This is a genomic window from Virgibacillus salexigens, assembly GCF_000723585.1.
In the GTDB taxonomy this organism is placed as follows: domain Bacteria; phylum Bacillota; class Bacilli; order Bacillales; family Amphibacillaceae; genus Virgibacillus; species Virgibacillus salexigens.
The window spans coordinates 1,347,874-1,374,360 of the sequence record NZ_CCDP010000001.1; the positions used below are offsets into that span (position 1 = coordinate 1,347,874).

Below are 26,487 nucleotides of genomic sequence, written 5' to 3' on the forward strand. Positions count from 1 at the left end.
TCCGAGTTAAAATGAATTCGGATAAACGTTCGATTTTTTAATCTTTTTGGCGACTCCATTCAAAACTATACGCGTTTGAAGATTCTTTCGGCTAGTAAATGCTGCATATTAGCCAAAAAAGCTGTAGCCGCACTATCAAGAATCTTTGTATTATCGTTTTAATTTACTCATCCTCCCTCATTTTCATAAGAAGGGGGTTATTTTACAAAGTCAGGGAGGTGATTAATATCGATGCCCCAAACAACGGGAAGCAAGAAATACACAGCAATGGTTACAAGAATGATTCCGCATAAATTAAGGGCTATTCCTGCCTTTGCCATATCTGGGATTCGCAAATAATTCGATCCAAACACAACAGCATTCGGTGGTGTAGCAACTGGGAGCATAAATGCGCAAGAAGACGCAACACCTGCTGCTATCATCACTACAAATGGATGAACCCCAAGCGCGACTGCAAGTGCAGCCATAATCGGATACATCATATTAGCTGTTGCAGTGTTGGAGGTGATTTCAGTTAGGAAAATAACTAATGCTGTTACGACAAGTAAAACAATGAAAATATGAATCCCTTGTAATGCAGTTAATTGATTTCCAATCCATTCGGAAAGACCCGATTCAGTAAATCCAGCTGCTACTGCAAGTCCACCACCAAACAACAATAAAATGCCCCATGGTAATTTTACAGCTGTTTTCCAATCTAATAAAAAATCTCCTTGTCTACTCTTAGATGGAATGATAAATAAAATAAGTGCTGCTGTCATCGCAATGATTGCGTCATTGATATTCTCATTCCATTCAACTAAAATAAATGAACGGCTAATCCAAGCTAGTGCAGTTAAGATGAATACGGCAAATACAGCTTTTTCTTCAACAGATGGTTTTCCCAGCTTCCGTTTTTCATCCGTTATAACTGCCTTTCCTCCAGGCAGCTGTTTTAGCTTCGGAGGGTAAGCAATTTTAACCAGGTAGATCCATGCAATAAAGATAAATATCCATGCAATTGGCACACCAAATAACATCCAGGTTGCAAATGATAGTTGAATGCCGTACATTTCGTTTATAACGCCAGCAAGTGCCGCATTTGGTGGCGTTCCAATTAACGTTGCAATTCCCCCAATTGATGCTGAATAAGCTATGCTAAGCATCAGGGCCTTACCAAATGCGAAATTTTCCTTGGAAGTATCGATGGAAGGATCATCCTTTAATGCATCTGAGATTTGATAAATAATTGCTAAACCAATCGGGACCATCATCATAGCTGTTGCTGTATTAGAAATCCACATCGATAGAAATCCGGTAGCAACCATAAACCCAAGAATAATTCGATTCGTATTAGTTCCAATGACAGAAATAATGTTAAGCGCAATTCGTTTATGTAGATTCCATTTCTCCATTGTAAGTGCGATCATAAACCCGCCCATAAATAAAAAGATCGTGTCGCTACCATAAGAAGATGTAGTTGTATCAATGTCTAATCCACCAGTTAATGGGAATAGGATGATTGGAAGTATTGAGGTAGCAGGAATCGGTATCGCTTCAGTCATCCACCATACAGCGATCCAAATAGTACTTGCTAACACCGCTAATCCTTCTTTTGAGAGACCTTCGGGAGAAAAAACAAGTAAAGTTAAAATAAACAGCAATGGACCAAGAATTAATCCGATTAATTGTGCAGGTTTATAATTACGATGTCCCCCGTTGTGATCACCATTTCCGTTAGATGAACCTGAGGGATCAATCGATCTCCCGGTAGAAATTTTGGAGGATTTGGGCTTAACAAAAAAGGAAAACATATCTTTTACTTCATCATGTTTTTCCCACATCCATTTCCATGTTGTCGAAATCATGTTCCTACCTCCTTTAATATTCATAGTATTTATTATATTCGTAGATTTAATGTTGATCAAGAATTTTTGGTTGCGCTTTCAATAAGTGATTCCCTAAAATACCAAAGGTTCAGTCATTTTTAGCTAAAATATGATATCATTTTACTAATAGGATGTTGGGGGAATGAATATGGAATATCGTTTACAAGCGGTTGGTGATTCGGCTGTTAAAATTCAGGCAGCTGGGGAAGTAACAGAATATATGAATGCCCAAATCCGAAGTATTTGTAATAAGTTGGAACAAGCATCTATTTCTGGTGTTATTGAATGGGTTCCTGCTTATAATTCTGTCACGATCTATTACCAACCAATTGATATATCTTTTCAAAGAATAACCAAAAAACTGGAAGAAATGTTGACAAATCTATCGATCCGTACAACGTCTTCGGTTCGAACGGTGCATGTTCCTGTTTGTTATGGAGAGAAATATGGCCCTGATTTAGAATATGTTGCTGCATATAACCGATTAACTCCCGATGATGTGGTAGCTATCCATCAAAAACCTGCGTATCTAATCTATATGATTGGCTTTCTACCAGGTTTCCCGTATCTAGGCGGTCTAGATAAACAAATAGCCACACCTCGACGAAAAGAACCACGCCCATCAATCGTTAAGGGTTCTGTTGGCATTGCACAGGAACAAACAGGGGTTTATCCAGTTTCATCACCAGGAGGCTGGAATATAATTGGAAGAAGTCCACTGCAATTATTTAATCCGTATGATAAACAGGCGCCATTCTTATTTAAAAATGGAGATCGTATTCAATTTTATGCCATAAGCGAAAATGATTATAGCTATATATTCAATTTGGTTGAAGCAGGAGATTTTAACGTATCCATTAAGGAGGGAGCTTCTGATGACAACAATTGACATTAATTGTGACATGGGGGAAAGTTACGGAGCATTCATGGTAGGTGAAGATGAAACAATTATGAACTATATTAGTTCAGCGAATATAGCTTGTGGGATGCATGCAGGAGATCCACATGTAATGGAGAGAACCGTACGTTTAGCAAAAAAGAACAGGGTTGGAATTGGGGCACATCCAGGTTTCCCTGATATCGCTGGATTTGGCAGACGTATGATGGAATTCACAGAAGAAGAAATCTATCAGCTAATAATCTATCAAATCGGAGGATTACAGGCCTTTTGTTCGGTACACGATGTGACATTAAAACATGTTAAGCCACATGGAGCGTTGTATAATCTTGCAGCACGTGACGAGAAGGTTGCAGACGCAATAGCAAGAGCAGTATATGATTTGGATTCCAATCTGATACTGATCGGATTAGCGAATAGTGCTTTATTATCTGCTGGAATAGCAGCTGGTATAAACGTAGCCTCAGAAGTTTTTGCAGATCGTACGTTTACCGCTGAAGGGTTTTTAACACCAAGGAATGTAAAGGGAGCATTCATCTATGATGTAAAAGACGCAGCGGAACAAATGAAACGAATCGTCGTTGATCAGAAGGTCAAAGCGATCGACGGTACCATTATAGATTTAAAAGCAGACACGATTTGTATACACGGGGATGGCAAACATGCTGTAGCTTTCGCTGAAGCATTGCAAACTACTTTATCTAACAATGGAATTACCATAAAGCGTTTAGGTGAGAAGTAGGGGGAATGTATCATGTATGAACGAATAGCTTTGTTTAAAGTACATAAACCTGGGATATATACAACCTTTCAGGACCTTGGTCGCTATGGATATCAGCAGTTTGGTGTTCCTGTATCGGGGGCGATGGATTATTTTGCATTACAAGCCGCAAATATAGTGGTAGGTAATTCAAGAAATACTGCATGCTTGGAAGTTACACTGGTTGGCCCAAAACTGGAAGCCTGTGACACGATTACAATAGCAATCACTGGAGCAGATTTAGAAGCTAAAATAAATGGAAGAGAAGCACCTATGTATACATCCATTCAAATTCAGGCAGGAGATGTGTTGACATTTGAGGGCCACCGGAATGGCGTACGCTCGTATATAGCGATTGCCGGTGAACTTGATAGTCCCTCTTTCTTTGGTAGCCAATCAGTAGATATAAAGAGTGGATTTGGAACCACATTAGATAATGTACCATGTATTTATGGTTATCCAAGACATGCTCCTAAAAAAATTGGTTTATCAGAGTCTGTCCGGCCAAGGTATCAGAAATCCATTAAGGTAGGGGTTATTGAGGGACCCCATACAGACCATTTCTCTATGGAAGCTAGAAATTTATTTTTTAGACAAACGCATGTGGTAGAAACAAATTCGAATCGTATGGGATACCGGTTACAATCCAAGAAAATTGTAACTAAAAGTCATACTGTTCTGTGGTCTGATGCTGTCCCATTTGGCGGAATACAAATCCCACCAAATGGTCAACCAATTATTCTAATGGCAGACCGTCAAACAACTGGTGGCTATCCACGGATAGGAACTATCTGTAGCGCAGATCTTCCTAAGGTTGCCCAATTGGCACCAAAAGGAAAAATCTCATTTTATCCAATATCTTTAGAAGACGCACAGAAAAGGCAAATAGAATTGAATAATCAATTCTATCAATGGAGTATGTTTCGTAAAGATTTATAAATAATAGGGGGAGTAACGATCATGAAAAAATTGTTACTAACAGGGTTTGCGCCTTTTTTAGATAACCCGGTTAATCCAACCACAAACATTGTAGAACAATTACATAATCAAGTTATCAGTGACTATGCGGTTATTGGACATGTATTGACAGTTGAATTTCAACAATCTGGATCTGACATGGTTAGATTAATTGAAACCTATGACCCAGATGCAGTAGTATCTTTAGGAGTAGCAGTAGGCAGGAGATTAGTAACTCCAGAGCGAATCGCGATCAACTGTAATGATGGACCAATAGATAATCGTGGATACAAACCGGCAGGGGAGAAGATAGTTGAAAATGGTCCAGATGGTTATTTTTCAACGTTACCAATCCAACATATGGTACAGAACATCAAAAAAGCGAATTTACCAGCTGAAATATCTAATACTGCTGGAACTTATCTGTGCAATAATGTTATGTACCACACTCTGCATTATTTTAAAGAACAAAAACTTCATCGACCGTCAGGATTTATTCATATTCCAGCATCTCATGAATTGGGATTGGAAAGAAATGTACCCAGCTGGTCAAATGAAGATTTAGCTAAAGCTGTGTGGGAATCTATTGCTTGTTTGTAAGTGAGGATAATTGCTACTGTAAGAAAAATGGTTTACAATAACGTAGATATAAATAGATATTTAATATTCTACATAGGTTGAAAAACGAGAGCATTCAGAAGAAGAAACGAAAGGCTGGAGGATATATAATGGACGAACAAGAGAAAGTAATTCGACTAATCGCATTAGATATGGATGGCACATTACTAACAAATGAACATAAAGTGTCTAAAGCCACACGTAAAGCAATTGCTGAAGCTATGGACAAAGGAGTCCATGTTGTATTGAGTACCGGTAGAGGCTTACAATCCTGTTATCCATATGCAGAGTCATTGCAATTAACTTCTTTTATGGTTACAGCAAATGGCGGAGAAATTTGGACAGTAGAAAAAGAATTAGTAGAACAACATTTATTAGCTACAGATAAAATTGAAAAAATGTATGATTTAGCGATAGAATTAGGTTTATCCAGCTGGATGATATCTACAGACGGTGTTTATCGTAACACAAAACCGGAAGATTTTCATGAACATAAATGGTTGAAGTTTGGTTGTGAATCCTATGATAAAGATAAATTAAATCAGATGATGAAAGAGTTATCGTATATGAAGGACTTAGAATTAACAAACTCCCTGCCTACAAACATGGAAGTAAATCCAAAAGGCGTAAGTAAAGCACGTGCACTTCATACCGTATGTAGTAAATTAGGTGTTACTATGGAAGAAATGATGGCTGTTGGGGATAGCTTAAATGATATGAAGATGATTCAAGAAGCTGGAATTGGTGTAGCAATGGGGAACGCTCAGGATGCAATTAAACAAGCAGCTGATTTTGTAACGGATACGAACAATCAAGATGGTGTTGCAAAAGTAATTGAACGGTTTGTGTTATAAAAATATACATTGACTGATGATATTTGGTTGAATTTGCGATATTTCTAAAGAAAAAAGTGTATATTTCAGTCCTATTGAAAAAGCTGACTTTTTGTCAGCTTTTATTTTATTAACATACTAATTATTAAACTTTCATAAATTATTAGTAAGTGGAAAAATGAGAGTATAAGCTTCATGTAATTTGTCTATCCTATATAAGATAAGCAAAACGATGCCAATGTAGTTTATACCTGTAATGGATCCAAGGATCTTTCTTTATTAAGAGGAAAGGCGTATAATAGAAGTGTTACAGGAAAGGAGATGCTTTCATGTCATTTTCACGTGGACCAAAAGAGCCGGTTCAAAAAGTGGAAACAAATGTCTGGTCATGCACGAGTGACAATTGTCAAGGTTGGATGAGGGAATCGTATAGTTTTGAAGATGAACCAAGGTGTCCATTATGCCAATCTTCCATGAAGCAGGAAGTAAGAGTACTTCCTGAGGTTAAATAGCATGCCACAGTATCTCTAAATAAAAGGTTGTTCGGTCTACCCCCTGATAAGTAAATCAGGGGTTTTTTATTTCAATTTTCTGTGGTCAAAATGTTGGAATAATTTAGAACATATTGTTATATTTTTTATAGATGTTCATACTAGATCTCACCATAAGTGAGCTTTGGAAAAGGAGGAGAAATCATATATGAAATATGCAAATCCGAACACAGCAGGTGCTGTGGTAGACTTCAAGGAAAAGTATGATAACTTTATTGGTGGAGAATATCGTCCACCTGCAAATGGGAAATACTTTGAGAATGTGAGCCCGGTTACGGGAAAGGTATTTTGCGAAATGGCAAGATCTACAAAAGAAGATGTAGAGGCAGCTTTGGATGCTGCACACGAAGCAAAAGAATCATGGGGAAAAACCTCCGTAACAGAACGGGCATTGATGTTAAATAGAATTGCTGATCGTATGGAAGAAAATTTAGAGAAGCTAGCAGTAGCTGAATCATGGGACAATGGAAAGGCAGTAAGAGAAGCCTTAGCAGCAGATATTCCACTTGCAATCGATCATTTCCGTTATTTTGCTGGTGTAATTCGTGCCCAAGAAGGTGGAGTCAGCCAAATCGATCATGATACGGTTGCCTACCATTTCCATGAACCACTTGGGGTAGTTGGGCAAATTATTCCATGGAATTTTCCATTACTTATGGCAACATGGAAGCTTGCACCAGCGTTAGCAGCAGGAAATTGTGTGGTATTGAAACCCGCAGAACAGACTCCAGCATCGATTCATGTTTGGCTGGATTTAATAAAGGATCTCATACCTGATGGAGTCGTGAATGTCATCAATGGCTTTGGAGTAGAGGCAGGGAAACCACTAGCATCGAATAGTAGAATTGCTAAAATTGCCTTTACTGGTGAAACAACAACAGGGCGCCTAATTATGCAATATGCTTCGGAAAACATCATACCTGTAACTCTGGAACTTGGGGGTAAATCTCCAAATATCTTCTTTGAAGATGTTATGGCCAAAGATGATGGTTTCTTAGATAAAGCAATAGAAGGTTTTGTCATGTTTGCCTTGAACCAAGGTGAAGTCTGTACATGCCCATCACGTGCACTCGTCCATGAATCCATTTATGACGAATTCATGGAACGTGCGATTGAGCGAGTAAAACAAATTAAGATTGGTCATCCGCTTGATACGAACACAATGATGGGAGCTCAGGCATCCCAAGAGCAAATGGAAAAAATCCAATCCTATCTTGATATTGGTAAACAAGAGGGTGCTGATGTTTTAATTGGTGGGAATGTGAATAAGCTAGAAGATGAAGAGCTAGAAAATGGTTATTATGTGGAACCAACTATCTTTAAAGGTGAAAATAATATGCGTGTTTTCCAAGAAGAGATATTTGGCCCGGTATTATCGGTCGCAACTTTTAAAGATAAAGAAGAAGCCATGTCAATTGCTAATGATACCTTGTATGGCCTAGGTGCCGGTGTATGGACGCGTGACATGAATACTGCTTATCGATTTGGACGAGGTATTGAAGCTGGGCGAGTATGGACAAATTGCTATCACCAATATCCTGCGCACGCTGCATTTGGTGGCTATAAAAAATCAGGAATTGGAAGAGAGAATCATTTAATGATGCTTGGACATTATCAACAAACGAAGAATTTATTAGTAAGTTATAGTGAACAGCCGGATGGATTATTTTAACTTTAATGAAGGGGTGATAATGTGATTAAACGAGTAACAGCAACAGATGAAGCCCTTGATTTAATAGAAAAATTAAAAGCAGTTCATGGTGATTTAATGTTCCACCAATCTGGAGGTTGCTGTGATGGCAGTTCACCAATGTGCTACCCACGAGATGAATTTAGAGTAGGGGAATCTGATGTATTATTAGGCAGTATAGGGGAAACCCCTTTTTACATTTCTAAAGATCAATATGCGTATTGGCAACACACACAGCTGATCATAGATGCAGTTGATGGTAGAGGCGGGATGTTTTCACTTGAAGGACCAGAAGGAAAACGGTTTTTAACAAGATCACGCGTATTTAGCGAAGCAGAACAAATGGAATTAAATTGAGAGAGGTTCCGCGATACATGCGGACCTCTTTTATGTTTGCTAAATCGCCTTATACATTATTTTAAGTTGCTTATCTAGGTATATATCCTCTTGTAGTAAAAAAGTAGTTATTTTGCGCTAAATTGAGAATATTCTAGTATTTCTAACTAATTGTTCTTTATTAAGTCAATAAACCCGTATTTGGTTGTTTGAATTTGCAGAATAATCGTTTATACTGTCATTAGATGTTCTTATCTAAGAACAAAATAAATCGATTTTAATAAGGAGGCAGTAAAATGCGATATGCTAAAAGTAGTAGGCCAAATAGTATTAAATTCGATCAAGATTATCTTTATGTTAACATAAGAAACATCGATTTTTCCTTTAATTATAATGGTAAAACTTTTACCTATGTTCCATCAGCAGGAAAGGAAATAATTATCAATCAAAAAACGTTAGCACTTGAGAATGCTCGAACTCTATTTGCCTTTGGACATCGAACAGAGACCATCTATTTAAATTTATCCTATTTATTACACATGCCTAGCTTTGTAAAAGAGCTGAATATCATTTTAGCAAATAGAGATTACGCTATTAAAACAGCTGCCTACGCCTCTAATTATACAAACGATTTAATCATTGACCAATTAGAACAATGGAATGTGAAGCGATTAATTGATAAAGCGCTAGATAATAAAGATGAACATGCATTTAATGAGTTACTTAAATTACTTTAAAGAAGCAAAGCAAAAAGGAACTCTCAAGTAAGAGAGTTCCTTTTTGCTTTGTGCTAAACTAGTCTTTCAATTTGTTTAAAATTTCTATCGCTTTTTTAGTAGTATGACCACTTCCACTGCGTTCCTTTGTTTCCTCAATCATCATCGAAATTAAAATATCTTGTTCTTTTGTTGGATAACCAACAAACCAACCATTTTCTTCCCCTTCCCCTTCTGTAGTTAGTTTTAACTCAGCAGTACCGGTTTTTCCGGATAGATCAAAGTTGGCTTCATCTGCATAAGATGCTGCTGTTCCATTTTCTACTACATCTCGTAAATCACTACTTATCCGTTTCGCTTGTTCCGAAGTTAATAAATCTTCTTTCCATATTTGTGACTTTTCCTCATCAGCAAGAAATGTTGGTTTAATCATATCTCCACTATTTATAAAGGTGGTATAAGCAGCAGCAAGATGTAAGGAACTCATTTCGATTTCGCCTTGTCCATAACTCGTGTTTGCAAGCAATACTTCATCATCTAAATTTCCAGAGGATGAAATCGTTGAAGCTGTAATAGGATATTCGTATGGAATATCTTCGCCAATACCAAAGTCTTTCAAACCTGTTACATAAGCTTCAGATCCCATATGAACTGCCTGCATGGCAAAGTAAATATTATCTGATCGCACAAGCGCGTCATGTAAGTCGACCGGACCATTCGATTCGGATACTCTAGTAACCTCATACTCTCCCCAACCTTCTCCATTACTCCATGTCAATCCATTAATTTTTAATCCTTCTTCTGGATCAATGGAGCCATTTTTAAGGCCAATTGCAGCTGTGATTGGCTTCATAACAGACCCAGGGGCATACGTAGAATAGAAACGATTAAGTAATGGATTACGTTCATCATCTTCTAACTTTTGCCACAGGTTAGGTGTTGTTCCGTAGAGAATTTCGTTAGGATCAAATGATGGACTGCTTACTAATCCAAGCGTTTCACCTGTTTTAGGATCAAGGACAGTCGCACTTGCCATATCCCCATCTAATGTTTGATATATTTTCTCTTGAACATTAATATCGATTGTGAGCTTAACATTCTCACCATCTTTAACTTCTGTCTCTGCAAGTACTGTTTCTTTTCCATCTTTGCTTACAACAATCTTATTTCCTTTTTTTCCTCGTAAACGATCTTCATATAATTCTTCTAATCCCCGTTTGCCAATGACATCGGATGCTGCATATTCTCCAGGTTCTTGCTCTTTCAGTTCTTCAGCTGTAATTTGTCCAATATAACCTACTAAAGATCCAACAGCTTCCCCACCTGGATAGATACGTCCAGTAGATTCTTGTCTAGTAATCCCATTGATCTCTACTAGCTTATTCCAAAGTGCTTCTTCGGTTTTGGGGATTTTTGCAATTGGTACAAATAAATTTGGCTCTACCCAACTTGCATTTAGTTTTTCATCGATTGCCTCCACTGAAGTGCCGAGTAGTTCTGCTATCTTTTTCTTATTTTGTTCAGAGTTTTCACCTAACTTTTCCGGTATAATTCCAATTTCATAAATGGTGTCGTTCATTGCTAAAGGCATATTATTACGATCACGAATCTCTCCGCGAGCTGGGGCAGTTGACTGAATAGAAATTTCTCCACCATTTTTCATTTCTGGAAAGATAAAGCCAGGGTTCCATGCAATATACCAATTTTTATTTTCATCTTCTCCCTGTTGAATAAGATTCGCTTTATAGTCAAAGGATATTGGCCCAGCAATGGTTTCCATGCTCACATGAAAGGGAATTGTTACTTTTCCTTCATCCATTGCTGTATCGATGGCTTCTTCACTTAATTTATCAAATTCTACGTTAAGCTTCGAGACATTTAAATCTCCATATATTTTATTATACCTGTCCACATATTCTTCAGTTGAATACGTGTCGGCTGCATCGGAGTGAAGCATTTTATACATGGAATCAAACTCCTGTTCGTTCCAATGGTTTACATACGTTTCGAAACGATCATTTGGTGTAGCCTCGTCCTCTGAACATCCAACAAGCAAGCCAACAAAAAGAACGAAGAAACTTGCGAATAATTTTCTCATAATGACCCCCTATTTCATAACATAATCACATCAATTATCAATCATATGAACGTGAAGCAACATGGATGAATGATTCATCCATGTTTTACCACGTTTTTATCTATATGAAGCTATTTTTCATTCATATGCTCTTTAATCTCTGTTGTAATACGATTGAATTCTGAATCAGATACGACGTAATACCACCGTTCTGGCTGACCAAAGCGTTGCCCATTACCTTCTATCTCCATAGAAGTGATATTTTTTCTTGTTCCACGATAATTACTAAATAGTGTTTGCATGTCATCCATATCAAGGTTTGTTTGGACATTATCACCTAGAATAGTAAGGATATCCCCTACTTTTGTAATGCTGGAAAAACGAGCGCCTTTATTAATTGCTGCTGTAATGACACTTCGTTGCCGTTCGTTTCTGCCTAAATCCCCACGTGGATCATCTTTGCGCATGCGAATATAGTCAAGAGCTTGTTCCCCATTTAACTGAACTTCCCCCACAGGAAACTGAGATCCACCTTGAGAAAATGCAGTATCATTAGTTACTGTAACGCCTCCGAGTGCATCGATACCTTGTTTAAAGCCTTCCATATTGACCTGTGCATAATAATGGATGGGAATATCTAGATTATCTTCTACGGTTTCTACTGAAAGTTCAACACCACCAAATGCATATGCATGGTTAATTTTATCTTTACCTCGTCCAGGAATCGTTACATAAGTATCTCTAGGAATACTTAGCATTTTAATCGCATTTGTATTCGGATTAAGGGATAAAAGCATCATCGTATCAGATCTTCCCTTATCACCAGATCTTTCATCAACACCAAGCAGTAGAATATTTACTGATTCTGTATTATTAAAGACAGCTTCTAATTCTTGCTGTTGTTCTGGGTCCTTATCTCTTTCAAGTGGGTTATGCATGGATTCAACGGTATCGCCAATTTGATCCCAAACATAAAATAAGAAGCCACCAATGACTATAATGAATGCAAGTACAATACCACCAAGCCAAATTGGCCACCTACGTTTTTTTTTATGTTTTTCGACTCGTGACTTCAATTGATTCACCTCTTTATTAACTTAGTGACAGCAATGTTTGAAAATAAAAATAATTCATTGATAAATTATATCGAAAATAGTGATATTCGTCTATGTCTTATTTCACAACTATTAATTGTTTATTGGTATTGCAGTAATAATATAACGATCAGGGGCATTTCCGACGTAAGAAAATGGATAACACGTAGTCAAGGTTAGTACTTCCTTGGGAGCTGTTGACATGATAATAGAACGATTATCTGCATCAACTACTTTGGTATCTGTAATTCTATAGGTGAAATCACCATAGGGTACTTGTATTGTTAAATGATCCCCAACCGTTAGTTCACCCATTCTTCGAAATACGGTATCCCGATGACCAGATAATACAATTTGGTCTTTTTGTTTAGGGTAAGCAGTCCCCTCATAATGGCCAACACCTTTTTCTAGTTCGTCTTCATCCGTTCCTTCAACAATAGGTAAGTCGGCTTCTAATTTTGGTATATGTAAGATTCCAGCTGTTTCTCCTTTTGCAGGTGTAAAAGCCTTTTTAATATTGTCTTTCTCTAAACTTGTTGTACTTGAATTAGGTTGTTTCACTAAATCTTTAGCCTTTGTTAAAGATGCCTCCTGCTGTTTTTCTGTCGTATACCATTGATAGCCGCCAAAACATAAAAAAACAAAACCAATTGAAATAAGCAGCAAGGCAAATTTTTTCATAGAGATACTCCTTACACATTTTCTTTAAGTATATAAAAAACATACATGGAATAAAAGCTGAAATGGTTGAAATAAAAAAAGCGCCGTAGATTTCTATTCCGATCTTAGTAAAGAACAAAAAAATAAAAAACTTATTAAATTTAAGTAAATAGGAGTTATTAAAAGTATTTTGTTCGTTATATAGAAATAAAGCTTGTTTTTCAATGTTTTCAATCTAAGAAAAATGACCTATACTGCAAGTATTGTTCGTTATAAAAAACGATATGACCGTATAAGAGAACAACATATTAAATTGAAAAGGGAGGATAGCGGGGGAGTTTTATGAAGAAATATGATATTTGCTTTTATTTTATATTTTATGATAGAGGAGGAAAAAAATGAATTTTAAAAAGAAACTGGGAATGGGTATTGCTACTGCTGTGTTAGGAATTGGATTAATTGGCGGAGGTACGTTTGCATATTTCAGTGATCAAGAAGTGGTTGATAATACATTTGCTGCAGGAACCTTAGATTTAGGGGTTGATCCGACCATTGCATTTGATATTGAAAATTTAAAACCAGGCGACTATATGACTCGTTCTTTTCATATGGCAAATGAAGGGACATTAAATATTGGGAAAGTACTAATGAACACCTCAGCATCTGGAACAGACGAATTTAAAGATCATTTACGAGTGGATTTTCTAACAAGTGATGGAAAACCAATTAATGATTTAAGTGGAAAAACCATTGCTGAATTAGAAACAATGGATCAACTCGATATTACACCAGGTTTTTGGATATGGTGGCCATTTGTAAGGGAAGGGGAAGGAATTCCAACGGGAACCGATGATACCATTCGTATTAAAATAACCTTTGTTGATAATGGAGAGGATCAGAACTTCTTACAAGGAGCGGGATTAGATGTTCAATTTCATCTAGAAGCAGAACAGACGGATGGAGAACGGCGTTAAAGTAGTTGTAGAGGAAGAGAAGCTATGCTTCATACTTCCTCTACATACTTCTTCCACACAACAGCATTAATTAGAAAGTGAGGCAATGGCATGTCATTAAAACAAAAAATGGCAATGAGCATGGCAACAGCATTACTTGGAGTGAGTTTAATTAGTGGAGGAACTTATTCGTATTTCAATGATCAGGAAGAGACAATGAATACGTTCGCAACAGGATTATTGGAATTAGGAATCAATAAGCAATCGATTATTCAAATGAAAGATATTGTACCCGGTGACACGATGGAAAGTGACTTTACCTTAACCAATGATGGAACGATTGACATGAGAGAAATACAATTTCTTACCGACTATAAAGTTATTGATAAAAGTGAGAATAACAATGGGGATAATCTTGCTGATTATATACATGTCGAACTACTACATCATGTGAAAGGGAAAGAAAAGGTTGTTTTTCAAAAGAAATTATCTGATTTGAAGAAGAAGCCCTTTCCTATATTAGATGCATTTCCAACCGGGGGGAATCAAGAGAAGTTCTCGATTCGTTGTACATTTGTGGATAATGAAGGAAATCAGAATCATTTCCAAAGGGATTCTATAGAATTGACATGGATATTCGAGGCAAAACAGCGAGAGGGAAAGTCAAATGTCCAATAAAACCAGATTAATAGCGGAGGGAAAGTTCTGTTCCCTCCGATGTGTCATATATTTAAACGTAAAACAATTATGTTATCCGTTTAAATATATGACACAAAAATGGCAAAGAAAAAAGGTGGGAAGGGCGTCATGAGAAGAAGTAGATTAAATAAATATAAGAAAAAATTTTTTGGCTGGTATCTCATCCTTAAGATTGTTCTCTTATGTTATTTTATTATTTTTCTAGGAAGCTACATGACTTCAAGCACAACGGCCCATTTTAATGATAGGGAGAAAATGAGCGGAATTATAGAATTAGACAATTGGGAAAAAACACCAGAACCACAAAATAACGTTTTGCTGACATTTATCAATTCCCATACGCAAAAAAACAAATCATGTGACTCGACCATGTTAAAGACAAAAATAAGGAATGATGGCCAGGGAGATATGTTGAAATCGGCAACGTATAACGTATTTTATGCTGAACAAGGGACTCCCAGAAAACATGGTGAAAGAGTGAATCTTGAGAAAGACAAAGGCAGTGTTACGGCCTTAAAGCGTACAGAGGTAACTGAGCTAACTGTAACTGTAAGTCGTCCAGGGATTTACCAATTTTCAGTTATACAAGCGGATGGTCAAACAACGTGGAGTGAGAAAATAATCGTGCAGTGCCAGAAAAAAAGCGATCAGCACGGGGAGTCACAAGAAAGAAAAAAGGAAATCGACAAAGATAAATCTAGTACGGAGAACCCAATTGAAGAAAAAGGAAATGAAAAAGAACAGGACTCAAAATCAAACCCTTCAACTGAACAACAGCCAACCTCTCCAGAGAAACAAGCTGAAACATCAAATGATAAGAAAATTCAAAACCAAGGAAAACAACCCAGTGAGGCAGCAGATTTAAAAGAAAAAGAGGCAAATAAGGAGGAAGATTAATGAGAAGTAAAACATGGTTTAAATGGTCTAATCATATCATAACAGCCATATTATTTATCATGTTGATAACTGTTGCAGGTATCGTAACCGTTACTAAAATAACAGGCGGTGAACCAGAACTATTTGGCTATCAGTTGAAAACCGTGCTATCTGGATCCATGGAGCCGGGGATCCAAACAGGCTCTATTATTGCTATTAAAATGGTAGAAGATGGTTCTAATTTCCAAGACAAAGATATTATTACATTTATGGAGGAAGATAATAAATTAGTGACCCACCGCATAACAGAGGTAACGGAAACAAAAAACGCTGTCGTTTATAGAACCAAAGGAGATAATAATAACGCAGTGGATACAAGCCCAGTTTTGGCAGAGAATGTCGTAGGGATTTACCATGGATTTACAATTCCTTATCTTGGTTATTTTATCGATTTTACACAATCGCCGAATGGGAGTATTTTATTATTAATTCTTCCAGGAGTGTTGTTGTTAGTTTATTCAGGATTTTCGATTTGGAGAGCATTGGCCCAACTGGAAGATACCAAAAAATCGGATAATGCCGAAGTTAAGCAGCAGTAGGCATGAATAGGCGAGGTAGATAAGATGAGGTATAAAGTTCTTTTGTTGTTAATACTCACTTTTGTTTTTACATGGTTTGGAATACATCGACAGTTCATCGCTTATGCTGATGATTCGTTATCGATGGAAATTACCCCAAATAAGATACTATTTGATATTGAAAATATGAAACCAGGGGATTGGGCTCCTCGTACTGTTGAAGTGACTAATAATGGTGCTAACTCATTTGATTATTCGGTTGTGCTTAAAAATAAAGGCTCTGAGAAACTTTTTAATCAATTAGACATTCATGTGAATAGTGGAAATAAAGTATTTTATGAAGGGAAATTACATGAATTTAAACAATTAACATTTCAAGATTTGTCCCCTTCGGATCAACAAGAGGTAACATTTACGGTACGCTTTCCTGAACACCTTGGAAATAACTATCAAGCATTGAATACTACATTTTCACTTGTATTTATAGCAGAAGGGGAAGGGAATAGCACGGATGAACAACATATCGTAGGCAAAGTTAATAGTGATAATAATGGGAATAATGACGGAGGAACGCTTCCAAATACAGCGACAAATATATTTCTTTATGTAACACTTGGCTTTATATTCATTGCTATCGGCGGGTTTTTATATCTTATAATAAGGATGATGAAAAGAATGAATGTATCATCAAAGCTATAGTTGTACAAAAACTCGACAAGTAGTCTCAATTTTTAAATTCAACGTTACAAAACTAGTTGAATTATGACAAAACAAGCTAGAGATTACATACACTTAATATAGTATGATAGTCATAAAGAAAGGTGGACAGAAAAAGGCAAACGTGCTGAAAGGTACGGGCGCAAAGTCACAGATCTAAAACATACATGTTATGATGGCTGGACTTCCTGGATATTAATTGGGGGATGATAACGTTGATGAAGCAAGTATCGTTAGATTCAGAGTGGGTAGAATTAATAAAACAGGCCAAAAGTATGGGGATACCTATAACAGATATCCAATTATTTTTACGTCATACGCGTAAAGGAAAGAATACCTGACCTTGAACGAGAAATGGTTATAGTATATCTCACCTGATTTATGGTATAATCCGACTTGAAAGAGGGTGAGAACTTGATCGGTGAAAAAATAAAAAAATTACGGAAAAACCAGAATATGTCTATTTCAGAATTAGCTGAAAAGGCTGGAGTTGCTAAATCTTATTTAAGCTCAATTGAACGCAGTATACAAATTAATCCATCGATCCAGTTTATCGAAAAGATTAGCAAAGTCCTAGGCGTCTCCGTAAATGAGTTAATAAAAGAAAATTCTAAAAAGCATCATGAGGAATTGGACGATGAGTGGCTTGAAATTGTTCAAGAGGCAATGGAGTCTGGAGTGTCAAAGGAACAGTTCAAAGAATATCTGGAATTTAACAAATGGAGAATAAATAAAAATTGATTGCCACGGCTAAATGCTTGTGGCTTTTTTATGATTTGAAAAAGAACTATTAAAGACTTTAGGCGCTCTCCGTTACCATTTTCTTCGGTTCTTGCATAGGATAGAGGAGAGGGAGAAAGAACTTCGGTGGTTTTTGTTTAAATTTAAAAATCGACATATGGGTCAGAAAAAAGGCATCATTTACGTATGTTTTATTAAAATATCGTTAAATTTTCAAAAATACGACATCGTTCGACAGATCATTGTCTTGTTTTATGTTATAGTGCTATTTATCTATAATTTAATGAAAAGGTAAAGGGCGGGAATATAATGGGCGAGCAAGAGAAGTATAAGAACTTGCTAAGAAAAGTAATTCAAGAAACAGAAAATCATAAAATACAAACTTCCGAAGAAATGGTGAAAGCGTTAGTTCATGAACTTGGCAATAACCAATTAACGAAGCTTCCGCAACAGCAGTCATTCGCGGATTAATAAAAGCAGTGTTTTCTTTCTACATAGAAAACACTGCTTTTTATATCCATAAATTATGGTAAAATAGACCTTGTTAAAAAAAGCTTTACGTAAAAGCATTGTTATGGAAGTGAATGATGGAGAAAATAAAGTCAGTGTATTTCACGTTTATTAGACATTCCCTGTTGGTTGTGCTACTTTAATGAAAGTGAAGGAAAGGTTGGTTGTTATAAATGGTGCAGACTATCCCTATTTTTATTAAAAACATATCGATTTATGCAGAAAATGAAATGGTGAAATCAGGTTCCATTTTACTAATGGATGGAAAAATAGAGGCTATTTATTATTCAGATAATCAGCCAAAAAGTTTACCAGATCATGTGCAGATTATAGATGGGAACAAATTAAATGCGATTCCAGGATTCATTGATGGTCATATTCATGGTGCGAATGGTGCAGACGTAATGGATGCTACAGAGGAAGCGTTAGATACAATGGCTTCTGTACTGCCTAAAGAAGGTACGACGAGCTTTTTAGCAACAACGATTACGCAGTCACCGGAAAATATAGATCAAGCGTTACGAAATGTTGCCCAATATTCGAGTAAAGCTGGTCAGGCAGAAATAATTGGTGTGCACTTAGAAGGACCATTTATAGAAAAGAAAAAGGCTGGGGCACAGCCAATGGAATATATTGTTGAACCGAATGAAGATGTCTTTGAAAGATGGCAAGCTATATCTGGAAACTGCATTAAAACAATTACAATGGCACCAGAGCTGGATCCGGAAGGAGTATTTATAAAAAGACTAGCAGATGCTGGGATAAATGTTTCAGCGGGACATACAAATGCAGGTTTTGACACAATAAAAAAGGCCGTTGAGTATGGCGTCAGTCAACTTACTCATTTGTGTAATGCAATGAATGGAATACATCATCGGGATATTGGGGCAGTAGGTGCTGCGTTTAAACTCGAAGACTTACGTGCAGAATTAATAGCAGATGGAATTCATGTTACGGATGAAATGCTGCAAATGATTTATCAAAATATGGGCAGTGAAAGACTTATTTTAATCACAGATGCGATGCGGGCAAAGTGCTTGCCTCCAGGTGGATATGAATTAGGTGGACAACCTGTTAATGTTACTTCTGATCGAGCATTATTAGCAAACGGAACTTTAGCTGGAAGTATCCTGAAGATGTATGAAGGTGCCCAACAAATGCTTCATTTTAGTGATGTTACTATTGACAATATTATTGAAATGACGGCGAAGAACCCAGCTAAGCAAATTCATATGTACGAATCAAAAGGTAGTATAGCAATCGGAAAGGATGCAGATATTTTATTAGTTGATGATAACTTATCAATAAAGTATACCATTTGCCGAGGAGTAGTCGCTTATAAGGAGGATACAAAGGATGGAATTATTAAAAGTTAGCAATTATGATGAAATGAGTGAACGGGCATGTTCATTTATCATTGAAAAAATAAATCATACATCATTACCGGTGTTAGGATTAGCCACTGGATCAACGCCGGAAGGTTTATACCAACATTTAATAAGATCTTATCAAAATGATGAAGCTTCATTTAACCATGTACATACATTTAACCTAGATGAATATGTTGGACTGCCCAAAGCTGATAAAAATAGCTATGATTACTATATGAATGAAAAATTATTTAAACACATAGGTATTCCGCGTGAACAAACACACCTGCCAAACGGGAATGCTCCTGATCTCAAGCAAGAAGCTTCAGATTACGAGTCGCTTATCCAACAAACGGGAAATGTAGATATACAAATTCTTGGACTTGGTTTAAACGGTCATATTGGATTCAATGAACCAGGAACTCCATTTTCAAGTAGAACCCATGTTGTTGATTTAGATGATTCTACTCGTGAAGCCAATGCACGCTTCTTCTCATCCATTAATGAAGTTCCTGAGCAGGCAATCACGATGGGGATTGAAACAATCATGGAAAGCAACGAAATTATTTTATTAGTCTCCGGAGAAAGTAAAGCAGCAGCACTTGCAAGGTTGATGGACGGTGAAGTATCGGAAGATTTCCCTGCCTCTATCCTTAATAGGCATCCAAATGTACGAATAATAGCGGATGTAGCTGCGTGTTCATCTTTATAATTTTTTACAACCGAAAAGCAAGTCAAAGGTAGTTTAGATAAAGAATAATCCGAACGATTTATCTGCATATACGAGTATATTTGGCAGGTAGTTCGGATTGTTCGTTTTTTAATTCCTAACGAATAGCGTTGTCGTAAATTATAGCAAGTGAAAAAGGCTTGGCTCCAGTGGGAACCCTTTGGTTGTGATCATCCACACGGATGAGTGGTTATACTTACCCGATACCGAGTCAGTTGAGACCGTGCTCGGGAAAAGCACGGTCTATTTCAGATTTAGAGCTATTCGTTTAGGTTATATCTCAACATCTTTTACGTCGCTCTGTCTATTTCAATATACGTTGTATCTGTGTTTTGAATAGTTGCTTGAGCACTTGTAAGTTCAATGATCATTTCTTTAAACGTATGTTCTTCCCCAATAGTTACATAGACAATAAATTCAACTTTATCACTATAATTGATTGTTTCAACGATATGCTCGGACTGACGTAAAGCATGTTCTAGTTTTCCAGATAAAGTATAATCAACAGTTATTGAAAAACCCTGCATGCGTTGTCGTTGGATAACACCTGTTGTTTTGATTGCTTGTGTAGTGGTATTTCCATAAGCCCGAATTAATCCACCTGCACCAAGTTTAATCCCGCCAAAGTAACGTGTTACGACTACGACAGTATCTTTTAATTGCTGTTTCTTCAGCACCTCTAAAATAGGAACACCTGCAGTACCACTTGGCTCGCCATCGTCGTTCGCTTTTTGAATTTGGTCATGCTCACCGATTAAATAGGCAGAACAGTTATGAGTTGCATCGTGATGCTTTTTTTTAATCCCCTGAATAAATGCTTGAGCTTCTTGTTCTGTTTCTGCTCGTTTAACATAGCCTATAAATCGCGATTTCTGGATAATGATTTCATCATTCCCTTGTTTTTTTACAGTGAAGTAGTTATCTAACAACTTGCATTCTCTCCCTTTTATCAAGCATGATAGAATTAGAACTAAAAAGTTAATATAATTGAGTAAAAAGGTTCATTATAATTAATCCGTAAGTATGCTAAAAGACCCTATAAAAAATATGAATAGTTGCGTATAATTATAACATAGGTTGGTGGAAGAAATGGCGCAGAGAATTAGTGATAGAGCATTAGATTTTATCATTAACGAAATGATAGAAGTAGTAGAAAACAGTAAAGACGAGATTTTTAATATAAGTGAAGAAGCTAGACAAGAGCACGAGCACCTCATCAAAGAATTAAAAGAGACAAAGGTCAAAGTAGCGCAACATATTGATGATGGAGACCAGCTAGAGCAAAAAGTCAGATTTTCCAGGCAACGATTAGCCGAAGTTAGTAAATATTTTGATCGCTATTCTGAAAATGAGATCCGAGAAGTTTATGAGATGACTCATGCCATGCAAACAAAATTAGCGGTTCTGCGTCAAGAAGAAAGTGTACTGCGTGAAAAACGAGATGATTTAGAGCGACGATTAATTTCTTTAAGTCAAACGATTGAGAGAGCAGAAGGATTAGCTGGAAAAATTTCCGTTGTACTAAATTATTTACATGATGATTTCCGCCAAGTGAATGAAATGATTGAAGAAGCAAAAGAAAAGCAAGAATTTGGTTTGAAAATTATCGAAGCCCAAGAAGAAGAGCGTAGAAAAATATCTAGGGAAATTCACGATGGACCAGCACAGATGCTTGCTAATATATTATTACGGTCTGAAATAGTAGAACGTACTTTCCGGAAACGAGAAGTGGATCAAGCATTAAGTGAAATAAAGAGTGTACGAAAAATGATTCGCTCTTCATTGTATGAAGTTCGGAGGATTATTTATGATCTCAGACCAATGGCCTTAGACGATCTAGGATTAATCCCAACGATAAAAAAATATGTCGCGACCATTTCTGATTATCATGATCTCAAGATTGAATTTAACTCAATGGGTGAAGAAATGCGTTTAAACCAAAAATATGAAATCGCATTTTTTCGGCTAGTTCAAGAAGCTTTACAAAATGCTGTAAAACATGCAGAAGCTTCATTAATTCAAGTTAAACTTGAAATAGGTAAGAATAATTTAACCATGGTGATTAAGGACAATGGCAAAGGATTCGATCCTGGGATGAAACGTGATAAATCTTTTGGTTTAATTGGTATGCGTGAACGTGTAGAGATGCTAGAAGGGACAATGGAGATTAATTCTAGTATTGGAAAAGGTACAACTATATTAATTAAGGTTCCCTATGTGCCTTCTTAAAGGTATAATAGGTAAAATAAAAGTACTAACTACCTTATAAGATTTTATAAAATATAGATAAAGAACTGTTCTATCATAGTAAACTACTAGGGTAAATAAATAGAATATATGATGTAGGAGGAACATGTAGAATGAATACAGAAAGAAAAATAAGTATTGTTTTAATTGACGACCATAAGCTTTTTCGTGAAGGTGTTAAAAGAATATTAGACTTCGAACCTAGCTTTGAAGTTGTAGCTGAGGGGGACGATGGAACAGTAGCTGCTAAGTTAGTTAAAGAAAATAACCCAGACGTTGTTTTAATGGATATAAACATGCCAAATATGAACGGCGTTCAAGCTACATCTGATCTTGTTCGTTACTTTCCTAATACAAATGTAATCATTCTCTCCATCCATGATGATGAAAGCTATGTAACCCACGCTTTAAAAACAGGTGCACAAGGATATCTATTAAAAGAGATGGATTCAGATGCATTAATTGATGCAATTAAGGTAGTGAGTGATGGAGGTTCTTACCTACATCCTAAAGTAACACATAACTTAGTAATGGAATATCGTCGATTAGCTAAAGAGAATTCATCGAATATTTCAGAGAATGGGATTGAATACCGTAAACCATTACATCTATTAACAAAAAGAGAATGTCAAGTGTTGCAATTATTAGCAGATGGAAAGAGTAACCGTGCTGTAGCAGAAACACTTTATATTAGTGAAAAAACGGTGAAAAACCATGTTAGCAACATCTTACAAAAAATGAATGTTAATGATCGTACACAGGCTGTTGTTTCAGCTATACGTAAAGGATGGGTGGAAGTAGTCTAACAACTATTTCTTTTGATTGTTATGGTTCTCGTTCTTGTTCCTTATAAATATGATAGATACTATACTCTAAGATTTCATATCTTAGAGTATTTTTTATGATATGCATCATCTTATTAATGCATTTTTTTTCGTGTTCATGTAAAATAAACATGTCTATGTACTTATAAAAGTGAAAGCTTTATCTTTAATGCTTAAGAAAGAGGAGAAGGTTTACATGAAAGTTGCTGTAATGACTGACAGCACAGCATATATAACCAAAGAAATTCGTGATCAATACGAAATTCATATGGTACCACTGAGTGTCCAATTTGAAGAGGAATCGTATCAAGAGGAAATCGATATAACAACAACCGAATTTTACCGAAAATTAAAAGAATCAAAAGACCTGCCGAAAACATCTCAACCTTCCATTGGATATATTACAAAAAAATTAGAAGCATTAGCTAAGGATTATGATGCTGTCATCTCGATTCATCTATCGAGTGGCATTAGTGGTACCTATCAGGCTGTTGCTAGTGCTGGTACGATGGTAGATGGAATTGATGTTTATACGTATGATTCAGAAATAAGCTGTATGGCACAAGGGTTTTATGTGCTAGAAGCGGTTGAAATGATTCAAAAGGGGAAAGAACCTGAAGAAATTTTTCAACGGCTCGATCAAATGAAAGAATCGTTGTGTGCTTATTTCATGGTAGATGATTTAAGTAACTTACAACGAGGTGGACGGCTAAATGGTGCCCAAGCTATTGTTGGAAGTCTATTACAGGTAAAACCTATATTACATTTTGTTAATAAGGTAATTGTCCCCTATGAAAAGATTCGTACAAAGAAAAAAGCTATTAATCGCATTCTTGGCTTACTTGAAGAGGACGCTGCGAAAGGAAATAATTTAAAGGTAGTTTTTATTCATGCAAATAGAAAAGATGCAGCTATTGAATTACAATCTTCCTTCCTAGAGAAATATTCGGAAATGGATACTTCTATCAGTTATTTTGGTCCGGTTATAGGTACGCATTTAGGTGAAGGAGCCCTAGGAATTGCATGGTATAGAAAATAATGAAAGCAACGTACTGCTGGGAAATCCGGCAGTACATATTAAAAGGAGTTGATGCCACCTGGAAAAAGATCGTATTTCTTCTATGGAACATGTAAAGTTGTATTGTTCTGGAAAACTATTATTACGAAATGAAATCCCTCTTCAAGAATCTCAATTTCAAACATACCTTTCTCAAAATCTCATTCTTCCTGTTCCATCTATTGTTATAAAAAACATGTTTATTCGAATATGTCAGCGATGTGGAAATCAGCGAAAGTCGCTTTTTGCTAAAACAGTCTATTACGACAACTATACGGTCGATTATTATTGTCGTAAATGTATTGAAATGGGAAAAGTTACTGAAAGTAAACCTCTCTATCGCTGGAATGGAAAACAACCAATTTGGAAAAAACATAAAGCAGCATGTACATGGGAAGGAAAGCTTACCTCTGCTCAAACTGTGGCAGCAAACGAAGTAGTCCAAGCTGTTCAAAACCAAAAACAACTTCTCATCTGGGCAGTTTGTGGAGCAGGAAAGACAGAGATGCTTTTTCATGGAATCGAAGAGGCACTCCGTCTAGGGAAAAGAATATGTATAGCTACTCCTAGAGCAGATGTTGTTCGTGAATTAGTTCCCCGTATGCAAACAGCCTTTTCTTCTATTGATATACAAGGACTCTATGGCGAGAGTAAAGATAAAACTGGAACTAGTCAAATTATTATTTCAACTACGCATCAATTAATACGTTTTGACCAAGCTTTTGATGTCATGATTATTGACGAATTGGATGCGTTCCCATTCCATGCCGATCCGTCTCTTCCTTATGTTGCCAAACGTGCTACCAAGCTGAAAAGTACAACTATTTATTTAACTGCAACCCCTCGACGTAAACAACAATTTGAACTAACGGCAAAGCGCTTACCTCATATTTTCGTAGCCAAACGATTCCACGGATACCCACTACCAGTTCCTTCATTAAAAATGTGTTTTCCTTTACGAAAAGATCTTAGTAAAAACAATTTACCCCGAGCTTTTTCACAATGGTTACAGAAAAGAGAAAGAAAAGGACGACAACTGCTTATCTTCCTTCCTACGATTGAGTTAACAGAGAGATTAGTACCTAAGATAACCGGTTTGTGTAAGTGTTATCGTATGATTTCTAGTCATGAACAAATCGCCGCAGTTCATGCATCGGATCAAGATCGCGCGAGCAAGGTTAATCACTTTCGGAATGGAAAAGTCAAGGTTCTACTGACAACGACAATACTAGAGCGAGGTGTAACATTTCCTTCTGTAGATGTAGTAGTCATCGATGCAGGACATCATGTTTTTGATAAGGCAGCACTTGTACAAATTGCTGGAAGAGCAGGTAGAAGTGCATCTGATCCAACAGGAGAAGTAGTTTTTTTTCACGATGGAAAGACCAAGGCAATGAATGCAGCGATTCAATTAATAAAAACAATGAACAAACGAGGGGGCTTTTAAATGCAGTGCCTTTGGTGTGGACAATTTATTATACAAGAACTGTCATGGGGTAGTCTGATTCTTCCCAAACGTAAATCACTGTGTGAAGAATGTAATCTGCGTTTAATCCAATTGGAAGATAAGCGCTGTGTAAAATGTAGTAAAAATTGTAAAGCAGCGCTTTGTACAGACTGTTCCAATTGGAAAGCTCATCAAAATACACTGCAATTTAATTATTCTATATTTACGTATAATGAGATGATGCAGAAGATGGTTAGTCGATGGAAGTATCGTGGGGATGCTTATTTAGGGAATGCGTTTAGAGGAGATATGGTGTATTCTTTCAAAAAGCGATTCAACTTTATAAAAAAACATGCAGTGATCGTTCCTATTCCTATTAGTAGGGATAGGTTAAGCGAACGAGGATTCAACCAAGCAGAAATGCTTGCTGGTTTTCTGCCAATGAAGATCATGCCAGCTTTAGAGAGAAAAGATAGTGAAAAACAATCAAAGAAAACACGAAAGCAACGAATAAATACAACCAATCCGTTTTCCTTGAAAATAGCTATTAACAAACCCGTTATTCTTGTCGATGATATATATACAACGGGGAGTACGTTAAGGCATGCATCAAACAAATTAACAGAATATGGTTGTCCGGAAGTTTATGCATTTACACTTATCCGAGGATAAAATAGTGT

29 protein-coding genes and 1 riboswitch are annotated in these 26,487 nt (G+C 36.6%); of the genes, 24 read left to right on the top strand and 5 right to left on the bottom strand.

Annotated features, from left to right (window positions below; translation table 11 throughout):
• Window positions 1-197 precede the first annotated feature (197 nt).
• Window positions 198-1,847, bottom strand: a complete 1,650-nt coding sequence (locus BN990_RS05990; protein WP_021289142.1) for an SLC13 family permease — start codon at window positions 1,845-1,847, stop codon at window positions 198-200.
• A 169-nt stretch (window positions 1,848-2,016) separates the two neighbouring features.
• On the opposite strand from BN990_RS05990, the gene pxpB reads away from it, so the two are divergent.
• The 9 genes from pxpB (at window position 2,017) to BN990_RS06035 (ending at window position 9,248) form a co-directional block, all read left to right on the top strand.
• Window positions 2,017-2,757 (top strand): 5-oxoprolinase subunit PxpB, encoded by a 741-nt coding sequence (pxpB, locus tag BN990_RS05995; RefSeq protein WP_021289141.1) that lies wholly within the window; start codon window positions 2,017-2,019, stop codon window positions 2,755-2,757.
• Window positions 2,744-3,508: a LamB/YcsF family protein gene (locus BN990_RS06000; protein WP_021289140.1), complete on the top strand. Its 765-nt coding sequence runs from the start codon at window positions 2,744-2,746 to the stop codon at window positions 3,506-3,508. The genes pxpB and BN990_RS06000 overlap by 14 nt, the downstream gene beginning before the upstream one ends.
• 12 nt (window positions 3,509-3,520) lie before the next feature.
• Entirely contained in the window at window positions 3,521-4,465 is a 945-nt protein-coding gene (locus BN990_RS06005; protein WP_021289139.1) for a 5-oxoprolinase subunit C family protein, read from the top strand.
• Window positions 4,466-4,486: 21 nt separating this feature from the next.
• Window positions 4,487-5,083, top strand: coding sequence for a pyroglutamyl-peptidase I (locus BN990_RS06010; protein WP_038242941.1), 597 nt, complete (start codon window positions 4,487-4,489; stop codon window positions 5,081-5,083).
• 128 nt (window positions 5,084-5,211) lie between these two features.
• Complete coding sequence (locus BN990_RS06015) at window positions 5,212-5,955, top strand: Cof-type HAD-IIB family hydrolase (RefSeq protein ID WP_021289137.1); 744 nt, start codon at window positions 5,212-5,214, stop codon at window positions 5,953-5,955.
• 308 nt (window positions 5,956-6,263) lie between these two features.
• Window positions 6,264-6,446, top strand: a complete 183-nt coding sequence (locus BN990_RS06020; RefSeq protein ID WP_021289136.1) for a cold-shock protein — start codon at window positions 6,264-6,266, stop codon at window positions 6,444-6,446.
• 187 nt (window positions 6,447-6,633) lie between these two features.
• Window positions 6,634-8,157: an acetaldehyde dehydrogenase ExaC gene (exaC, locus tag BN990_RS06025; RefSeq protein WP_021289135.1), complete on the top strand. Its 1,524-nt coding sequence runs from the start codon at window positions 6,634-6,636 to the stop codon at window positions 8,155-8,157.
• 21 nt (window positions 8,158-8,178) lie between these two features.
• Window positions 8,179-8,532: a DUF779 domain-containing protein gene (locus tag BN990_RS06030; protein WP_021289134.1), complete on the top strand. Its 354-nt coding sequence runs from the start codon at window positions 8,179-8,181 to the stop codon at window positions 8,530-8,532.
• A gap of 275 nt (window positions 8,533-8,807) precedes the next feature.
• Window positions 8,808-9,248, top strand: a complete 441-nt coding sequence (locus BN990_RS06035) for an IDEAL domain-containing protein (RefSeq protein WP_021289133.1) — start codon at window positions 8,808-8,810, stop codon at window positions 9,246-9,248.
• Window positions 9,249-9,306: 58 nt separating this feature from the next.
• Here BN990_RS06035 and BN990_RS06040 read toward each other — a convergent pair whose 3' ends face one another.
• From BN990_RS06040 to BN990_RS06050, 3 genes are all read right to left on the bottom strand, one after another.
• On the bottom strand, window positions 9,307-11,325 hold the full coding sequence (locus BN990_RS06040) for a penicillin-binding transpeptidase domain-containing protein (RefSeq protein WP_021289132.1): 2,019 nt from the start codon (window positions 11,323-11,325) through the stop codon (window positions 9,307-9,309).
• A gap of 110 nt (window positions 11,326-11,435) precedes the next feature.
• Complete coding sequence (locus tag BN990_RS06045) at window positions 11,436-12,380, bottom strand: LCP family glycopolymer transferase (protein ID WP_021289131.1); 945 nt, start codon at window positions 12,378-12,380, stop codon at window positions 11,436-11,438.
• 111 nt (window positions 12,381-12,491) lie between these two features.
• Window positions 12,492-13,079 carry a class D sortase gene (locus BN990_RS06050; protein WP_021289130.1) on the bottom strand — a complete coding sequence of 196 codons (588 nt, stop codon included), beginning with the start codon at window positions 13,077-13,079 and terminating at the stop codon, window positions 12,492-12,494.
• A 377-nt stretch (window positions 13,080-13,456) separates the two neighbouring features.
• Between BN990_RS06050 and BN990_RS06055 the strand changes: the two genes are divergently transcribed.
• The 10 genes from BN990_RS06055 (at window position 13,457) to nagB (ending at window position 20,214) form a co-directional block, all read left to right on the top strand.
• Window positions 13,457-14,032, top strand: coding sequence for a TasA family protein (locus tag BN990_RS06055; RefSeq protein WP_021289129.1), 576 nt, complete (start codon window positions 13,457-13,459; stop codon window positions 14,030-14,032).
• 90 nt (window positions 14,033-14,122) lie between these two features.
• Complete coding sequence (locus BN990_RS06060) at window positions 14,123-14,689, top strand: TasA family protein (protein WP_021289128.1); 567 nt, start codon at window positions 14,123-14,125, stop codon at window positions 14,687-14,689.
• A gap of 99 nt (window positions 14,690-14,788) precedes the next feature.
• Window positions 14,789-15,607, top strand: coding sequence for an amyloid fiber anchoring/assembly protein TapA (tapA, locus tag BN990_RS06065; protein ID WP_081856119.1), 819 nt, complete (start codon window positions 14,789-14,791; stop codon window positions 15,605-15,607).
• Complete coding sequence (gene sipW, locus BN990_RS06070) at window positions 15,607-16,185, top strand: signal peptidase I SipW (RefSeq protein WP_038242950.1); 579 nt, start codon at window positions 15,607-15,609, stop codon at window positions 16,183-16,185. Before tapA ends, sipW begins: the two co-directional genes overlap by 1 nt.
• Before the next feature lie 24 nt (window positions 16,186-16,209).
• Complete coding sequence (locus BN990_RS06075) at window positions 16,210-16,863, top strand: hypothetical protein (RefSeq protein WP_051739036.1); 654 nt, start codon at window positions 16,210-16,212, stop codon at window positions 16,861-16,863.
• Between the two features lie 125 nt (window positions 16,864-16,988).
• Window positions 16,989-17,073, top strand: a riboswitch (cyclic di-GMP riboswitch).
• Between the two features lie 26 nt (window positions 17,074-17,099).
• On the top strand, window positions 17,100-17,222 hold the full coding sequence (locus BN990_RS21840) for an anti-repressor SinI family protein (protein WP_148530708.1): 123 nt from the start codon (window positions 17,100-17,102) through the stop codon (window positions 17,220-17,222).
• 73 nt (window positions 17,223-17,295) lie between these two features.
• Complete coding sequence (locus tag BN990_RS06080; protein ID WP_021289122.1) at window positions 17,296-17,622, top strand: helix-turn-helix domain-containing protein; 327 nt, start codon at window positions 17,296-17,298, stop codon at window positions 17,620-17,622.
• A gap of 309 nt (window positions 17,623-17,931) precedes the next feature.
• The gene (locus BN990_RS22900; RefSeq protein ID WP_021289121.1) at window positions 17,932-18,093 is read left to right on the top strand and encodes a hypothetical protein; all 162 of its coding nucleotides are present in this window, start codon (window positions 17,932-17,934) and stop codon (window positions 18,091-18,093) included.
• A gap of 212 nt (window positions 18,094-18,305) precedes the next feature.
• Complete coding sequence (gene nagA, locus BN990_RS06085; protein WP_038242951.1) at window positions 18,306-19,508, top strand: N-acetylglucosamine-6-phosphate deacetylase; 1,203 nt, start codon at window positions 18,306-18,308, stop codon at window positions 19,506-19,508.
• The gene (gene nagB, locus BN990_RS06090) at window positions 19,489-20,214 is read left to right on the top strand and encodes a glucosamine-6-phosphate deaminase (RefSeq protein WP_021289119.1); all 726 of its coding nucleotides are present in this window, start codon (window positions 19,489-19,491) and stop codon (window positions 20,212-20,214) included. Before nagA ends, nagB begins: the two co-directional genes overlap by 20 nt.
• A gap of 308 nt (window positions 20,215-20,522) precedes the next feature.
• Here nagB and BN990_RS06095 read toward each other — a convergent pair whose 3' ends face one another.
• The gene (locus tag BN990_RS06095; protein WP_038242952.1) at window positions 20,523-21,161 is read right to left on the bottom strand and encodes a YigZ family protein; all 639 of its coding nucleotides are present in this window, start codon (window positions 21,159-21,161) and stop codon (window positions 20,523-20,525) included.
• Between the two features lie 160 nt (window positions 21,162-21,321).
• Here BN990_RS06095 and BN990_RS06100 point away from each other — a divergent pair, with 160 nt between their 5' ends.
• The 5 genes from BN990_RS06100 (at window position 21,322) to BN990_RS06120 (ending at window position 26,479) form a co-directional block, all read left to right on the top strand.
• The gene (locus tag BN990_RS06100; RefSeq protein WP_021289117.1) at window positions 21,322-22,461 is read left to right on the top strand and encodes a sensor histidine kinase; all 1,140 of its coding nucleotides are present in this window, start codon (window positions 21,322-21,324) and stop codon (window positions 22,459-22,461) included.
• A 131-nt stretch (window positions 22,462-22,592) separates the two neighbouring features.
• Window positions 22,593-23,285 carry a response regulator gene (locus BN990_RS06105; RefSeq protein WP_021289116.1) on the top strand — a complete coding sequence of 231 codons (693 nt, stop codon included), beginning with the start codon at window positions 22,593-22,595 and terminating at the stop codon, window positions 23,283-23,285.
• 214 nt (window positions 23,286-23,499) lie between these two features.
• Entirely contained in the window at window positions 23,500-24,342 is an 843-nt protein-coding gene (locus tag BN990_RS06110; RefSeq protein WP_038242955.1) for a DegV family protein, read from the top strand.
• 82 nt (window positions 24,343-24,424) lie between these two features.
• A complete protein-coding gene (locus BN990_RS06115) occupies window positions 24,425-25,807 on the top strand; it encodes a DEAD/DEAH box helicase (protein WP_021289114.1) in 1,383 nt (460 codons plus the stop codon).
• A complete protein-coding gene (locus BN990_RS06120) occupies window positions 25,808-26,479 on the top strand; it encodes a ComF family protein (RefSeq protein WP_038242956.1) in 672 nt (223 codons plus the stop codon). It abuts the gene before it with no gap.
• Window positions 26,480-26,487 lie beyond the last annotated feature (8 nt).

What these genes read in the sequence shown, in the direction of transcription:
- exaC (WP_021289135.1), top strand. Translation starts at nt 6,634, where the DNA reads ATGAAATATGCAAATCCGAACACAGCAGGTGCTGTGGTAGACTTCAAG.
- BN990_RS05990 (WP_021289142.1), bottom strand. Translation starts at nt 1,847, where the DNA reads ATGATTTCGACAACATGGAAATGGATGTGGGAAAAACATGATGAAGTA.
- BN990_RS06060 (WP_021289128.1), top strand. Translation starts at nt 14,123, where the DNA reads ATGTCATTAAAACAAAAAATGGCAATGAGCATGGCAACAGCATTACTT.
- BN990_RS06040 (WP_021289132.1), bottom strand. Translation starts at nt 11,325, where the DNA reads ATGAGAAAATTATTCGCAAGTTTCTTCGTTCTTTTTGTTGGCTTGCTT.
- nagB (WP_021289119.1), top strand. Translation starts at nt 19,489, where the DNA reads ATGGAATTATTAAAAGTTAGCAATTATGATGAAATGAGTGAACGGGCA.
- BN990_RS06110 (WP_038242955.1), top strand. Translation starts at nt 23,500, where the DNA reads ATGAAAGTTGCTGTAATGACTGACAGCACAGCATATATAACCAAAGAA.
- sipW (WP_038242950.1), top strand. Translation starts at nt 15,607, where the DNA reads ATGAGAAGTAAAACATGGTTTAAATGGTCTAATCATATCATAACAGCC.
- BN990_RS22900 (WP_021289121.1), top strand. Translation starts at nt 17,932, where the DNA reads ATGGGCGAGCAAGAGAAGTATAAGAACTTGCTAAGAAAAGTAATTCAA.
- tapA (WP_081856119.1), top strand. Translation starts at nt 14,789, where the DNA reads ATGGCAAAGAAAAAAGGTGGGAAGGGCGTCATGAGAAGAAGTAGATTA.
- BN990_RS06120 (WP_038242956.1), top strand. Translation starts at nt 25,808, where the DNA reads ATGCAGTGCCTTTGGTGTGGACAATTTATTATACAAGAACTGTCATGG.
- BN990_RS06115 (WP_021289114.1), top strand. Translation starts at nt 24,425, where the DNA reads ATGGAACATGTAAAGTTGTATTGTTCTGGAAAACTATTATTACGAAAT.
- BN990_RS06075 (WP_051739036.1), top strand. Translation starts at nt 16,210, where the DNA reads ATGAGGTATAAAGTTCTTTTGTTGTTAATACTCACTTTTGTTTTTACA.
- BN990_RS06015 (WP_021289137.1), top strand. Translation starts at nt 5,212, where the DNA reads ATGGACGAACAAGAGAAAGTAATTCGACTAATCGCATTAGATATGGAT.
- nagA (WP_038242951.1), top strand. Translation starts at nt 18,306, where the DNA reads ATGGTGCAGACTATCCCTATTTTTATTAAAAACATATCGATTTATGCA.
- BN990_RS06055 (WP_021289129.1), top strand. Translation starts at nt 13,457, where the DNA reads ATGAATTTTAAAAAGAAACTGGGAATGGGTATTGCTACTGCTGTGTTA.
- BN990_RS06050 (WP_021289130.1), bottom strand. Translation starts at nt 13,079, where the DNA reads ATGAAAAAATTTGCCTTGCTGCTTATTTCAATTGGTTTTGTTTTTTTA.
- BN990_RS06000 (WP_021289140.1), top strand. Translation starts at nt 2,744, where the DNA reads ATGACAACAATTGACATTAATTGTGACATGGGGGAAAGTTACGGAGCA.
- BN990_RS06035 (WP_021289133.1), top strand. Translation starts at nt 8,808, where the DNA reads ATGCGATATGCTAAAAGTAGTAGGCCAAATAGTATTAAATTCGATCAA.
- BN990_RS06100 (WP_021289117.1), top strand. Translation starts at nt 21,322, where the DNA reads ATGGCGCAGAGAATTAGTGATAGAGCATTAGATTTTATCATTAACGAA.
- BN990_RS21840 (WP_148530708.1), top strand. Translation starts at nt 17,100, where the DNA reads ATGAAGCAAGTATCGTTAGATTCAGAGTGGGTAGAATTAATAAAACAG.
- BN990_RS06105 (WP_021289116.1), top strand. Translation starts at nt 22,593, where the DNA reads ATGAATACAGAAAGAAAAATAAGTATTGTTTTAATTGACGACCATAAG.
- BN990_RS06010 (WP_038242941.1), top strand. Translation starts at nt 4,487, where the DNA reads ATGAAAAAATTGTTACTAACAGGGTTTGCGCCTTTTTTAGATAACCCG.
- BN990_RS06005 (WP_021289139.1), top strand. Translation starts at nt 3,521, where the DNA reads ATGTATGAACGAATAGCTTTGTTTAAAGTACATAAACCTGGGATATAT.
- pxpB (WP_021289141.1), top strand. Translation starts at nt 2,017, where the DNA reads ATGGAATATCGTTTACAAGCGGTTGGTGATTCGGCTGTTAAAATTCAG.
- BN990_RS06020 (WP_021289136.1), top strand. Translation starts at nt 6,264, where the DNA reads ATGTCATTTTCACGTGGACCAAAAGAGCCGGTTCAAAAAGTGGAAACA.